Genomic DNA, 14,064 nt, shown 5'->3' with positions numbered 1-14,064 from the left:
GAGCGTGTCACTGATCGCTTCCGACCAATTCCGCATCGTTGTCGGCCTCGGCAAGAGCGGCATGTCCCTGGTTCGCTTCCTGGCGAACCAGGGCATTGCCTTTGCGGTCGCCGACACCCGCGAGCAACCGCCGGAACTGGACACCCTGCGCCGTGATTACCCGCAGGTGGAAGTACGCTGTGGTGAACTGGACGTGGACTTCCTGTGCCGCGCCAACGAGTTGTACGTGAGCCCAGGCCTGGCACTGGCCACGCCGGCCCTGCAGCAGGCGGCTGCGCGTGGCGTGAAGCTGTCCGGTGACATCGAACTGTTCGCCCGCCATGCCAAGGCGCCGATCGTGGCGATCAGTGGCTCCAATGCGAAAAGCACGGTAACCACCCTGGTCGGCGAGATGGCCGCCAAGGCCGGCAAGCGCGTGGCCGTCGGCGGCAACCTGGGTACACCGGCCCTGGACCTGCTCAGTGATGATGTCGAGCTGTATGTCATGGAGCTGTCGAGCTTCCAGCTGGAAACCACCGACCAGCTCAATGCCGAAGTTGCCACCGTGCTGAATATCAGCGAAGACCACATGGACCGCTACAGCGGCCTGCCGGCCTATCACCTGGCCAAGCACCGGATATTCCGTGGCGCCCGCCAAGTGGTGGTGAACCGCCAGGATGCCCTGAGCCGGCCGTTGCCGGTCGAAAATCGCCCGTGCTGGAGCTTTGGCCTGAATCAGCCGGACTTCAAGGCCTTCGGCTTGCGTGAAGTCGAGGGCGAGAAGTACCTGGCTTTCGAGTTCCAGGCACTGATGCCGGTCCGTGACCTGAAAATTCGGGGTGCCCACAACCAGAGCAACGCCCTGGCGGCCCTGGCCCTCGGGCATGCCGCCGGTCTGCCGTTCGAGCCGATGCTCGAAGCCCTGCGCGAATTCGGCGGCCTGGCCCATCGTTGCCAATGGGTGCGTGCGCGCAACGGTGTGAGCTGGTACGACGATTCCAAGGCGACCAACGTCGGTGCTGCCCTGGCCGCCATCGAAGGCCTGGGCGCGGATATCGACGGCAAGCTGGTGCTGATCGCCGGCGGCGACGGCAAGGGTGCCGATTTTGCCGCCCTGCGTGAGCCGGTGGCACGTTTTTGCCGCGCCGTTGTGTTGCTCGGCCGTGATGCCGAACGCCTGGCCGAGGTGCTAGGTGATGCCGTGCCGCTGGTGCGGGTCAAGACGCTGGACGAGGCCGTGCAGCAATGCGCCGAGCTGGCTCTGCCGGGTGACGCCGTGTTGCTGTCGCCGGCGTGCGCCAGCCTCGACATGTTCAAGAACTTTGAAGAACGCGGGCGGCTGTTCGCCCAGGCGGCGGGAGGGCTGGCATGATCTTCGGCATCCTCAAGCCGTACCCGTCGCCGCTTATCAGCGGCCGTGGCATCGACCTCGACTTCGCCTTCCTGGCCGGCTGCCTGGCGCTACTCGGCCTGGGCCTGGTGATGATCACCTCGGCGTCGTCGGAGGTGGCCGCAGTACAGTCAGGCAACCCGCTGTACCACATGTTCCGCCATCTGGTTTACGTGGCCATTGGCCTGGTCGCCTGTGGTGCGACCCTGCTGGTGCCGATCGCCACGTGGCAGCGCATGGGCTTCATGATGCTGGTTGGCGCCTTTGGCCTGCTGGTACTGGTGCTGGTGCCTGGCATCGGTCGGGAAGTGAACGGCTCGATGCGCTGGATCGGCTTCAGCTTCTTCAACGTCCAGCCTTCGGAGATCGCCAAGGTCTTCGTGGTCATTTATCTCGCCGGCTACCTGGTACGTCGGCAGACCGAAGTGCGCGAAAGCTGGATGGGCTTTTTCAAACCGTTCATCGTGCTGCTGCCGATGGCCGGCCTGCTGCTGATGGAGCCGGACTTCGGTGCCACCGTGGTCATGATGGGCGCTGCCGCAGCCATGCTGTTCCTCGGCGGCGTAGGGTTGTTCCGCTTCAGCCTGATGGTGGTGCTGGCGGTGGTCGCAGTGTTCGTGCTGGTGCAGGCGCAGCCCTACCGGATGGCGCGCCTGATCACTTTTACCGACCCCTGGTCCGACCAGTTCGGCTCTGGTTACCAGTTGACCCAGGCATTGATCGCCTTCGGCCGCGGCGAGTGGCTGGGCGTAGGGCTGGGCAACAGTGTGCAAAAGCAGTTCTACCTGCCTGAAGCGCACACCGACTTCGTGTTCTCGGTACTCGCCGAGGAGTTGGGCGTGGTCGGTTCGCTGGTGACCATCGCGCTGTTCGTATTCGTGACCGTGCGCGCCCTCTACATCGGCCTGTGGGCCGAGAAGGCCAAGCAGTACTTTGCCGCCTACATGGCATTTGGCCTGGCGTTCCTGTGGATTGGCCAGTTCCTGATCAACATTGGCGTGAACGTCGGCTTGCTGCCGACCAAGGGCCTGACCTTGCCCTTCCTCAGTTACGGGGGCAGCTCCCTGGTGATCTGCTGTGCCTGCGTCGGCTTGTTGCTGCGTATCGAATGGGAAAGCCGCACGCACCTGGGCAGCGAGGAACACGAATTCAGCGAAAGCGATTTTGCCGAGGAGACCAGTCATGGCCGCTGACGGCAAAAACGTACTGATCATGGCGGGTGGCACCGGAGGCCATGTGTTCCCGGCCCTAGCCTGCGCACGTGAGTTCCAGGCGCGCGGCTATACCGTGCACTGGCTGGGCACCCCCCGTGGCATCGAGAATGAGCTGGTCCCCCAGGCCGGCCTGGCGCTGCACCTGATCCAGGTCAGCGGCTTGCGTGGCAAGGGCAAGCTGTCGCTGCTCAAGGCACCGTTTACCCTGGTCAAGGCCGTGCTCCAGGCGCGGCGTATCATTGGCCAGCTCAAGCCGGTCTGCGTGATCGGCTTCGGTGGCTATGTGACCGGCCCTGGCGGCGTCGCCGCGCGTCTGTGCGGTGTGCCGCTGGTGATTCACGAACAGAACGCCCGCGCCGGTACCGCCAATCGCCTGCTGGTGCCGTTGTCGGCGCGTGTCTGCGAGGCTTTCCCAGGCACGTTTGAAGCTGGCGAAAAGCTGCGTACCACCGGCAATCCGGTGCGCCCTGAGCTGTTCATGGATCCGCAGCGTGCGCCCTTGGGCGAGCGCCGTGCCCGCCTGTTGGTCATGGGTGGCAGCCTGGGTGCGGAACCATTGAACAAATTGTTGCCTAAGGCCCTGTCCGAGGTGCCCGCTGACCTGCGGCCCGAGGTGTTCCATCAGGCCGGCAAGCACCACGCGCCGATCACCGCCGAGCGTTATCAAGAGGCGGGTGTCGAGGCTCAGGTAGAGCCGTTCATCAAGGACATGGCCCACGCCTATGGCTGGGCCGACCTGGTGGTGTGCCGGGCCGGTGCCCTGACCGTCAGCGAGCTCGCGGCGGCCGGCCTGCCTTCGATGCTGGTGCCTTTGCCCCATGCCATCGACGACCACCAGACCCATAACGCCCAATATCTGGCTCGGGAAGGCGCCGCCTTCCTCATGCCACAAGCGACAACTGGCGCAGCGCAACTCGCTGAACGCCTGAACGAGGTGCTGATGCAACCCGAGAAACTCAACACCATGGCACGCACCGCACGGGGCCTTGCCAAACCTTCCGCAACCAGCACCGTGGTCGATATCTGCCTGGAGGTGGCCCATGGTTGAAAGCCAGAAAGCCATGCCCCAGCCGAAGATGGGCCGTATTCATCGTATCCACTTCGTCGGTATCGGCGGCGTGGGCATGTGCGGTATTGCCGAAGTGCTGCTGAACCTGGGCTATGAAGTGTCCGGCTCCGACCTCAAGGTGTCGCCGGTTACCCAGCGCCTGGAGTCGTTCGGTGCCGAGATCTTCGTTGGCCACCGTGCCGAAAACGCCGCCAATGCCGATGTACTGGTGGTGTCCAGCGCCATCAACCCGGCCAACCCGGAAGTCGCCACTGCGCTTGAACGGCGCATTCCCGTGGTGCCGCGTGCCGAAATGCTCGCTGAGCTGATGCGCTACCGCCATGGTGTGGCGGTTGCCGGTACCCATGGCAAAACCACCACCACCAGCCTGCTGGCCTCGGTATTTGCCGCCGGTGGCCTGGACCCGACGTTCGTCATCGGTGGCCGCCTGACCGCTGCCGGCACCAATGCGCAGTTGGGAACCAGCCGTTACCTGATCGCCGAAGCCGACGAAAGCGACGCCAGCTTCCTGCACCTGCAGCCGATGGTTGCTGTGGTCACCAACATCGACGCCGACCACATGGCCACCTACGAGGGTGACTTCAACAAACTGAAGAAAACCTTCGTCGAGTTCCTGCACAACCTGCCGTTCTACGGCCTGGCCGTGATGTGCCTGGACGACCCGGTGGTGCGTGAGATCCTGCCGCAGGTCAAGCGCCCGACCGTGACCTACGGTTTCAGCGAAGAGGCCGACATCCGCGCGATCAACGTCAGCCAGAAGGGCATGCAGACCCACTTCACCGTGCTGCGCCGTGATCGTGAGCCGCTGGAAGTGTCGGTCAACATGCCGGGTAACCACAACGTGCTCAATGCCCTGGCCACCATCGCCATCGCCACCGACGAAGGCATCAGCGACGAAGCCATCGTGCAGGGGCTTTCGGGCTTCCAGGGTGTCGGTCGACGCTTCCAGGTGTACGGCGAACTGCCGGTTGAAGGCGGCAGCGTGATGCTGGTCGACGACTACGGCCACCACCCGACCGAAGTGGCGGCGGTGATCAAGGCTGTACGCGGTGGCTGGCCAAGCCGTCGCCTGGTCATCGTCTACCAGCCACACCGTTACAGCCGCACCCGTGACCTGTACGACGATTTCGTGCAGGTGCTGGGCGATGCCAACGTGCTGCTGCTGATGGAGGTGTACCCGGCCGGTGAAGAGCCGATACCCGGTGCCGACAGCCGTCAGCTGTGCCACAGCATCCGCCAGCGCGGCAAGCTGGACCCGATCTACATCGAACGCGGCGCCGAGCTGGCACCGCTGGTCAAGCCGCTGCTGCGTGCCGGTGACATCCTGCTGTGCCAGGGTGCCGGCGATGTCGGTGGCCTGGCCCCGCAATTGATGAAAAGCCCGCTGTTCGCTGGCGCCAAGCAGGAGAAGTCGAAATGACCAGCGCCTACGAGAAGCTGCATTCAACCCTGGACGTCAACGCGTTCGGCCGTGTCGCTGTACTGTACGGCGGCAAGAGCGCCGAGCGTGAAGTCTCGCTCAAGTCGGGCGCTGCCGTGATCGAGGCGCTGCGCAGCGCCGGTGTCGACGTGGTCGCCATCGACGTGGGCGATGACCTGCTGGCCCGCCTGCAAAGCGAGAAGATCGACCGTGCCTTCATCATCCTGCACGGCCGCGGCGGTGAGGACGGCAGCATGCAAGGCCTGCTGGAGTGCCTGGGCATTCCCTACACCGGCAGTGGCATCCTCGCCTCGGCCCTGGCCATGGACAAGCTGCGGACCAAGCAGGTATGGCAAAGCCTGGGCATTCCGACCCCGCGTCATGCTGTGCTGGCCAGCGAAGAAGATTGTGTTGTAGCCGGTACGGAACTGGGCTTCCCGCTGATCGTCAAACCTGCCCATGAAGGCTCTAGCATCGGCATGGCCAAGGTGAACAGCGAGCAGGAACTGGTCGCTGCCTGGCAAGACGCCGCCAAATACGATTCTCAGGTGCTGGTCGAGCAATGGATTCACGGCCCGGAGTTCACCATTGCCGTTCTGCGTGGCCAGGTGCTGCCGCCGATCGCCCTGGGCACTCCGCACGTGTTCTACGACTACGACGCCAAGTACATCGCCAATGACACCCAGTACCGCATTCCGTGCGGGCTGGACAGTGCCAAGGAGCAGGAGCTTATCGACCTGACCGCGCGCGCCTGCGATGCCATCGGCATCGAAGGCTGGGGCCGTCTGGACGTGATGCAGGACGAGCAGGGCCGGTTCTGGCTGCTCGAAGTAAACACCGCACCGGGCATGACTGATCATAGCCTGGTGCCCATGGCGGCCCGCGCGGCCGGTCTGGACTTCCAGCAACTGGTGCTGGCGATCCTGGCCGACAGCGTAGCGACGCGAGGTTAACAAACCATGCAAGGCGCAATGATACGTCAGCAGCAACCCGTTACCGGCCGTAGCAAGCCGGTGCCGCGTGGTGCCAGCCGACTGGTGGCCGACGAGCCCGTATCGGCGCGCCTGCCGCGGCCCAGCCTGGGCGGCCTCAAGCGCCTGCTGTGGCCGGTGTTGCTGGTGGCCGCAGGCTTTGGCGCCTACGAGGGCGCCATTCGCCTGATGCCGTACGCCGACCGGCCGATCACCAAGATCGACGTGCAGGGCGACCTCAGTTACATCAGTCAGCAGTCGGTGCAGCAGCGGATCGCGCCATACGTGGCAGCGAGTTTCTTCAGCGTCGACCTCACGGCGATGCGAGCCGAGCTCGAGCAGATGCCATGGATCGCCCACGCCGAAGTACGCCGGGTTTGGCCGGACGAGGTGGTGATTCGCCTGGAAGAACAGTTGCCGGTGGCACGCTGGGGTGAGGAAGCCTTGCTCAACAACCAGGGCCAGGCCTTCACCCCGCGCGAGCTGGCCAACTACGAGCATCTGCCACAGTTGGCCGGGCCGCAGCGTGCCCAGCAGCAAGTCATGCAGCAGTATCAGGTTTTGAGCCAGATGCTGCGCCCCTTGGGCTTTTCCATCGCTCGCCTGGAGCTGCGCGAGCGTGGCAGCTGGTTCCTGACCACCGGTGCGGGCAGCACCGGGCAGGGCGTCGAGCTGCTGCTGGGGCGCGATCATCTGGTGGAGAAGATGCGCCGTTTCATTGCCATTTACGACAAGACACTCAAAGAGCAGATCACCTACATCGCCCGCATTGATCTGCGTTATTCCAACGGACTTGCCGTTGGTTGGCGGGAACCGAACGCACCGACGACGGCCCAACCCGCCGTTGCGAAGAATTAGAGAGAGGCAGGACCATGGCAAACGCGCATAGCGGCAAAATGATCGTCGGGCTGGACATTGGCACCTCCAAGGTGGTGGCGCTGGTGGGTGAAGTTGGCGAAGACGGTACCCTGGAGATCGTCGGGATCGGTACTCACCCTTCCCGCGGCCTGAAGAAGGGCGTGGTGGTGAACATCGAGTCCACCGTGCAGTCGATCCAGCGCGCAGTGGAAGAAGCGCAGCTGATGGCTGGCTGCCGCATCCACTCGGCGTTCGTCGGCGTGGCCGGCAACCATATCCGCAGCCTGAACTCCCACGGCATCGTCGCCATTCGCGACCGCGAGGTCAGCCTTGCCGACCTCGAGCGTGTGCTTGACGCTGCCCAGGCCGTGGCCATTCCGGCTGACCAGCGCGTGCTGCACACCCTGCCGCAGGACTACGTGATCGATAACCAGGAAGGTGTGCGCGAGCCGCTGGGCATGTCTGGCGTGCGCCTGGAAGCCAAGGTTCACGTGGTCACTTGCGCGGTCAACGCGGCGCAGAACATCGAGAAATGCGTGCGCCGTTGTGGCCTGGAAATCGACGATATCATCCTCGAGCAACTGGCCTCGGCCTACTCGGTGCTGACCGACGATGAGAAAGAGCTCGGTGTGTGCCTGGTGGACATCGGCGGCGGCACCACCGACATCGCCATCTTCACCGAAGGCGCGATCCGTCACACTGCGGTCATCCCGATTGCCGGCGACCAGGTCACCAACGACATCGCCATGGCCCTGCGTACACCCACCCAGTACGCCGAGGAAATCAAGATCCGTTACGCCTGCGCCTTGGCCAAACTGGCCGGCGCCGGCGAGACCATCAAGGTGCCGAGCGTGGGCGACCGCCCACCGCGCGAACTGTCGCGCCAGGCCCTGGCCGAGGTGGTAGAGCCCCGTTACGACGAGCTTTTCACGCTGATCCAGGCCGAGCTGCGCCGCAGCGGTTACGAGGACCTGGTGCCGGCCGGCATCGTCCTCACCGGCGGCACCGCGAAGATGGAAGGCGCCGTGGAACTGGCCGAAGAAATCTTCCACATGCCGGTACGCCTGGGCGTACCGCACAGCGTTCGGGGGCTGAGCGACGTGGTGCGCAACCCGATCTATTCCACCGGCGTGGGCTTGCTCGCTTACGGCCTGCAGAAGCAGTCCGAAGACTTGCCCCTGACCGGTAACAGCAGCAGCAACAGCTATGGCGATGAACCGAAGGCCCCAGTGCTTGAGCGCTTCAAGCGGTGGGTTCAGGGCAACTTCTAAGTTTCAAAGCAGTAGTGGTAGGCGCGACAACTAGAGAACTGAAAGGAGAGGGAAAATGTTCGAGCTCGTAGACAACGTCCCGCAAAGCCCGGTCATCAAAGTGATCGGTGTCGGCGGTGGCGGCGGCAACGCCGTCAACCACATGGTGAAAAGCAGCATCGAAGGCGTCGAGTTCATCTGCGCCAACACCGATGCTCAGGCGCTGAAAAACATCGGCGCGCGCACCATCCTGCAACTGGGTACCGGGGTCACCAAAGGCCTTGGTGCCGGTGCCAATCCGGAAGTCGGCCGTCAGGCTGCTCTGGAAGACCGTGAGCGCATCGCCGAGGTGCTGCAGGGCACCAACATGGTGTTCATCACCACCGGCATGGGCGGCGGTACCGGTACCGGTGCAGCGCCGATCATCGCCGAAGTGGCGAAGGAAATGGGCATTCTCACGGTTGCCGTGGTGACCCGTCCGTTCCCGTTCGAAGGTCGCAAACGTATGCAGATCGCCGATGAAGGCATCCGCATGCTGGCCGAGAGCGTCGACTCGCTGATCACCATTCCCAACGAGAAGCTGCTGACCATCCTGGGCAAGGATGCCAGCCTGCTGTCCGCCTTTGCCAAGGCTGACGATGTACTGGCCGGTGCCGTTCGCGGTATTTCCGACATCATCAAGCGCCCCGGCATGATCAACGTCGACTTCGCCGACGTGCGCACCGTGATGGGTGAGATGGGCATGGCGATGATGGGTACTGGTTGCGCCAGCGGCCCGAACCGTGCTCGCGAAGCCACCGAGGCGGCAATCCGCAACCCGCTGCTCGAAGACGTCAACCTGCAGGGCGCCCGCGGCATCCTGGTGAACATCACCGCAGGCCCTGACCTGTCGCTGGGCGAGTACTCCGATGTGGGTAGCATCATCGAAGCCTTCGCCTCCGACCACGCGATGGTCAAGGTGGGCACCGTGATCGACCCGGACATGCGCGATGAGTTGCACGTGACCGTGGTGGCCACTGGCCTGGGCGCGCGTATCGAGAAGCCGGTCAAGGTGGTCGACAACACACTGCAGACTGCCCAGCAGGCGTACGAGGCCTCCAACCCGGCCCCTGTTCGTCAGGAGCAGCCAGCGGTCAACTACCGTGACCTGGAGCGTCCGACCGTGATGCGCAACCAGGCCCACGCAGGCGCTGCCGCAGCAGCTAAACTCAACCCTCAGGATGACTTGGACTACCTGGATATCCCGGCCTTCCTGCGTCGTCAGGCCGATTAATGGAATTTATCAGGGGTATAAGGGTGATTGGTGTTCAGCAAAGGCCGGGTCTGTTATCATCCTCAGCCTTTGTTGATACCTGTTCGCAATTTGCGCTGAAGCGGCCAATGCCATGATTAGACAACGCACCCTGAAGAATACCATCCGTGCCACAGGCGTCGGCCTGCACTCCGGGGAGAAGGTCTATCTGACCCTCAAGCCTGCGCCTGTCGATACCGGCATCGTCTTCCGTCGCGCCGACCTCGACCCTGTGGTCGAGATCCCGGCACGTGCGGCCAACGTCGGTGAGACCACCATGTCCACCACGCTGGTCAACGGTGACGTCAAGGTCGATACCGTCGAGCACCTGCTTTCCGCCATGGCGGGGTTGGGCATCGATAACGCCTACGTCGAGCTCTCCGCCTCGGAAGTTCCGATCATGGATGGCAGCGCCGGTCCCTTCGTATTCCTGATTCAGTCTGCCGGCCTGGAAGAGCAGGACGCAGCCAAGAAGTTCATCCGCATCCTGCGTGAAGTGACAGTGGAGGAGGGCGACAAGCGCGCTACCTTCCTGCCTTTCGAAGGCTTCAAGGTGAGCTTCGAGATCGACTTCGATCACCCGGTCCTCAAGGGCCAGACCCAGAGCGCCGTCGTCGACTTCTCCAGCACTTCGTTCGTCAAGGAAGTCAGCCGCGCCCGTACTTTCGGCTTCATGCGTGACATCGAGTACCTGCGCAAGCACAACCTTGCGCTGGGTGGCAGTGTCGAGAACGCCATCGTTGTCGATGAGACCGGTGTCCTTAACGAAGACGGCCTTCGCTCCGAAGACGAGTTCGTCAAGCACAAGATCCTCGACGCCATCGGCGACCTTTACCTGCTGGGCAACAGCCTGATTGGCGAGTTCAAGGGCTACAAGTCCGGGCACGCGCTGAACAACCAGCTGCTGCGCAAGCTGATCAATGAAACCGATGCCTGGGAAGTGGTCACTTTCGAAGATGCCAGTACGGCACCGATCTCTTATATGCGCCCTGTTGCGGCCGTGTAAGTTCGAACACTCTCTCTAGTGATTAAGGCCACCTTCGGGTGGCCTTTTTTATGGGTTGTGCTCAGGCCTGCTGACTCAACCCTTGCCCTTGGCGTGACTGGCCAGGCGTTCCAGTGCTTCACGCAGTTTGGGGTCGGTGATGCCTTCGGCGGAACCCCGAATGCCTTCGGCGGCATTGGTCGACAGCTCGGTCATGTTACCGCCGCGCTTGGCCGGAACCAGCGGCGGCTGCACCTTGTAAAGGATGCGCTGAAGGTTGCCGAACGCTTCCAGCGCCTGCAGCTGACGCATCAGGCGCTTCTGCTGATAGCGCAGGCGGGTGGCCCAGTGCCCGTCCGTGACCACCAGCAGCAGCGTGCCGTCGCGCCACGAAGCCACGTGGCAGTGCTCGCGGGCTGCCGGTTGCAACTGGCTTTCCAGCAGGCGCTGCAGGTGCGCCAGGCGTTCGGCCTGGTTCAGCAACAGGCGCAGCGGGCGCACCTGGCGCAGCAGTGCCGAAGGGGGCTGGGCGGGGGAGGGTTTGTGGGCCATGGGGGGTCGCATCAGGTTACAAGATTGGCAGTCTAACACCTCTGTCGGCCCCACTGACGGCGCCAGCGCCATCGCACACAGACAGCATACGAGTCATTCTCGATACGTTTCATGATGCTCCGGGTTGAACTCAGCGAAAATGCCCTTATCTTAGAAACGCCCCCGCCAAAGCGCTGTGCCAGCATCGTGGAAATCCACCACTTTCCTCACCATCGTTTCCGGGTAGAATGCTCGTTCGCATGCGGCCCAAGGGCTGCACGGGCGACTCATGGGGCCGCCCTCCATCCCTACGTGTGGAAGATCCTGCCGATATGTTTGCGCCTTTGTTAAAGAAACTTTTTGGAAGCAAGAACGAGCGTGAAGTCAAACGCATGCTCAAGACGGTGAACATCGTCAATGCCTTCGAAGAGAAAATGGTCGCCCTCTCCGATGAGCAACTGCGCGCCAAAACCGCAGAGTTCAAGGAGCGTCTGGCCAAAGGCGAGACACTGGACCAACTGCTGCCTGAAGCCTTCGCCGTGGCCCGTGAGGCCGGCAAGCGCGTGATGGGCATGCGCCACTTCGATGTGCAGCTGATCGGCGGCATGACCCTGCACGAGGGCATGATCGCAGAAATGCGCACCGGTGAAGGCAAGACCTTGGTCGGTACCCTGGCCGTTTACCTCAACGCCCTTTCCGGCAAAGGGGTGCACGTGGTCACTGTCAACGACTACCTGGCCCGCCGTGACGCCAACTGGATGCGCCCTTTGTACGAATTCCTCGGTCTGTCCGTAGGCATCGTCTCGGCCTTCCAGCCGCCAGAGGAAAAGCGCGCTGCGTATGCCTCCGATATCACCTACGGCACCAACAACGAGTTCGGTTTCGACTACCTGCGCGACAACATGGCTTTCAGCCTGGAAGAGAAGTTCCAGCGTGAACTGAATTTCGCCGTGATCGACGAAGTCGACTCGATCCTCATCGACGAAGCCCGTACGCCGCTGATCATCTCCGGCCAGGCCGAAGACAGCTCCAAGCTGTACATCGAGATCAACCGCCTGATCCCGCGCCTGACCCAGCACATCGAAGAAGTCGAAGGCCAGGTCACCCAGGAAGGCCATTTCTCCATCGACGAGAAGAGCCGTCAGGTCGAGCTCAACGAAGCCGGTCACCAGTTCATCGAAGAGATGCTCACCCAGTCCGGCCTGCTGGCTGAGGGCGAGAGCCTCTACTCGTCGCACAACCTGGGCCTGCTGACTCATGTCTATGCCGGCCTGCGTGCGCACAAACTGTTCCACCGCAATGTCGAGTACATCGTTCAGGACGGTCAGGTCCTGCTGATCGACGAGCACACCGGCCGTACCATGCCTGGCCGTCGCCTGTCCGAAGGCTTGCACCAGGCCATCGAGGCGAAAGAGAACCTGAACATCCAGGCCGAGAGCCAGACCCTGGCTTCGACCACCTTCCAGAATTATTTCCGTCTGTACACCAAACTGTCCGGCATGACCGGTACCGCCGACACCGAAGCGTTCGAGTTCCAGTCGATCTACGGCCTCAACGTGATGGTGATTCCGCCGAACAAGCCGCTGGCGCGTAAGGACTTCAACGACCTGGTGTACCTGACCGCGGACGAGAAGTACGCCGCGATCATTGCCGACATCAAGGAAAGCATGACCCAGGGCCGTCCGGTTCTGGTGGGTACTGCGACCATTGAAACCTCCGAGCACATGTCGAACCTGCTGAAGCAGGAAGGCATCGAGCACAAGGTCCTGAACGCCAAGTACCACGAAAAGGAAGCCGAGATCATCGCGCAAGCGGGGGCTCCGGGTGCACTGACCATCGCTACCAACATGGCCGGTCGTGGTACCGACATTCTTCTGGGCGGTAACTGGGAAGCCGAAGTGGCCGCCCTGGAGAACCCAAGCCCCGAGCAGATTGCCCAGATCAAGGCCGACTGGCAGAAGCGTCACCAGCAGGTGATCGAGTCCGGTGGCCTGCACGTGATCGCCTCCGAGCGCCACGAATCGCGCCGTATCGACAACCAGCTGCGTGGCCGTTCCGGCCGTCAGGGCGACCCGGGTTCCAGCCGCTTCTACCTGTCGCTGGAAGACAGCCTGATGCGTATCTTTGCCTCCGATAGGGTGAAGAACTTCATGAAAGCACTGGGCATGCAGTCCGGTGAGGCCATCGAACACCGCATGGTCACCAACGCCATCGAAAAGGCGCAGCGCAAGGTCGAAGGGCGCAACTTCGATATTCGTAAGCAACTGCTCGAATACGATGACGTGGCCAACGAACAGCGCAAGGTGATCTACCACATGCGCAACAGCCTGCTGGCTGCCGAAAACATCGGTGACACCATCGCCGAGTTCCGTCAGGAAGTGCTCGATGCCACCATCAGCCAGCACATCCCGCCGCAGTCGCTGCCCGAACAGTGGGACGTTGCCGGCCTGGAGGCTTCGCTGGCCAGCGACTTCGCCATCAAGCTGCCTATCCAGCAGTGGCTCGACGAGGACGATCACCTCTACGAGGAGACCCTGCGCGAGAAGCTGCTGAAGGAAATCACCGACGCCTACAACGAGAAGGAAGACCAGGCCGGCATCGACGCCCTGCGCACCTTCGAGAAGCAGATCCTGCTGCGCGTGCTGGACGACCTGTGGAAAGACCACCTGTCGACCATGGACCACCTGCGCCACGGCATTCACCTGCGTGGTTATGCGCAGAAGAACCCGAAGCAGGAGTACAAGCGCGAATCCTTCACCCTGTTCCAGGAATTGCTCGAGTCGATCAAGCGCGACACCATCCGCGTGCTGTCGCACGTTCAGGTACGCCGCGAAGACCCGGTCGAAGAAGAGGCCCGCCTGCGCCGCGAAGCCGAAGAACTGGCCAGCCGCATGCAGTTCCAGCACGCCCCTGCGCCAGGCCTTGAGAGCGAGCAACTGAGCGAAGAAGGTGCCGAAGTGGCAGTCGCCGTTGCCCCGGTGCGCAACGATCAGAAGCTGGGCCGCAACGAGCCGTGCTGGTGTGGTTCGGGCAAGAAGTTCAAGCATTGCCATGGTCAGATCGAGTGATCTGAACAGACGTTTGTAAAAGCCTGGGGCCGCATTGC

At 62.7% G+C, this 14,064-nt stretch carries 11 protein-coding genes; 10 read left to right on the top strand and 1 reads right to left on the bottom strand.

Translation table 11 applies throughout. The features are described from left to right. Window positions 1–4 precede the first annotated feature (4 nt). The 9 genes from murD to lpxC all read left to right on the top strand — a co-directional run bounded on the left by murD (window position 5) and on the right by lpxC (window position 10,448). Complete coding sequence (murD, locus tag ACEWE8_RS09955; protein ID WP_046784851.1) at window positions 5–1,351, top strand: UDP-N-acetylmuramoyl-L-alanine--D-glutamate ligase; 1,347 nt, start codon at window positions 5–7, stop codon at window positions 1,349–1,351. Next, window positions 1,348–2,562: a putative lipid II flippase FtsW gene (gene ftsW, locus ACEWE8_RS09950; RefSeq protein WP_046784852.1), complete on the top strand. Its 1,215-nt coding sequence runs from the start codon at window positions 1,348–1,350 to the stop codon at window positions 2,560–2,562. The genes murD and ftsW overlap by 4 nt, the downstream gene beginning before the upstream one ends. Further along, window positions 2,552–3,631, top strand: a complete 1,080-nt coding sequence (gene murG / locus ACEWE8_RS09945; RefSeq protein WP_046784853.1) for an undecaprenyldiphospho-muramoylpentapeptide beta-N-acetylglucosaminyltransferase — start codon at window positions 2,552–2,554, stop codon at window positions 3,629–3,631. Before ftsW ends, murG begins: the two co-directional genes overlap by 11 nt. Then, the gene (gene murC, locus ACEWE8_RS09940; protein ID WP_046784854.1) at window positions 3,624–5,072 is read left to right on the top strand and encodes a UDP-N-acetylmuramate--L-alanine ligase; all 1,449 of its coding nucleotides are present in this window, start codon (window positions 3,624–3,626) and stop codon (window positions 5,070–5,072) included. Before murG ends, murC begins: the two co-directional genes overlap by 8 nt. Next, on the top strand, window positions 5,069–6,025 hold the full coding sequence (locus tag ACEWE8_RS09935; protein ID WP_046784855.1) for a D-alanine--D-alanine ligase: 957 nt from the start codon (window positions 5,069–5,071) through the stop codon (window positions 6,023–6,025). The genes murC and ACEWE8_RS09935 overlap by 4 nt, the downstream gene beginning before the upstream one ends. 6 nt (window positions 6,026–6,031) lie before the next feature. Next, complete coding sequence (locus tag ACEWE8_RS09930) at window positions 6,032–6,901, top strand: cell division protein FtsQ/DivIB (RefSeq protein ID WP_046784856.1); 870 nt, start codon at window positions 6,032–6,034, stop codon at window positions 6,899–6,901. Window positions 6,902–6,915: 14 nt separating this feature from the next. Then, window positions 6,916–8,172 (top strand): cell division protein FtsA, encoded by a 1,257-nt coding sequence (gene ftsA, locus ACEWE8_RS09925; protein WP_012312872.1) that lies wholly within the window; start codon window positions 6,916–6,918, stop codon window positions 8,170–8,172. Window positions 8,173–8,227: 55 nt separating this feature from the next. Next, window positions 8,228–9,424: a cell division protein FtsZ gene (gene ftsZ, locus ACEWE8_RS09920; protein ID WP_003251871.1), complete on the top strand. Its 1,197-nt coding sequence runs from the start codon at window positions 8,228–8,230 to the stop codon at window positions 9,422–9,424. A gap of 112 nt (window positions 9,425–9,536) precedes the next feature. Further along, the gene (gene lpxC, locus ACEWE8_RS09915) at window positions 9,537–10,448 is read left to right on the top strand and encodes a UDP-3-O-acyl-N-acetylglucosamine deacetylase (RefSeq protein ID WP_039603495.1); all 912 of its coding nucleotides are present in this window, start codon (window positions 9,537–9,539) and stop codon (window positions 10,446–10,448) included. 75 nt (window positions 10,449–10,523) lie between these two features. Here the strand turns inward: lpxC and ACEWE8_RS09910 are convergent, their stop codons facing one another. Next, window positions 10,524–10,979, bottom strand: coding sequence for a DUF721 domain-containing protein (locus tag ACEWE8_RS09910; protein WP_046784857.1), 456 nt, complete (start codon window positions 10,977–10,979; stop codon window positions 10,524–10,526). Between the two features lie 311 nt (window positions 10,980–11,290). Between ACEWE8_RS09910 and secA the strand changes: the two genes are divergently transcribed. Continuing rightward, the gene (gene secA / locus ACEWE8_RS09905) at window positions 11,291–14,026 is read left to right on the top strand and encodes a preprotein translocase subunit SecA (protein ID WP_046784858.1); all 2,736 of its coding nucleotides are present in this window, start codon (window positions 11,291–11,293) and stop codon (window positions 14,024–14,026) included. Window positions 14,027–14,064 lie beyond the last annotated feature (38 nt).

It is taken from the genome of Pseudomonas sp. TR47 (genome assembly GCF_044143025.1).
Classification (GTDB): domain Bacteria; phylum Pseudomonadota; class Gammaproteobacteria; order Pseudomonadales; family Pseudomonadaceae; genus Aquipseudomonas; species Aquipseudomonas putida_E.
Note: the sequence above shows the minus strand (reverse complement) of the source record. Positions and strands in the feature narration are given on the sequence as shown.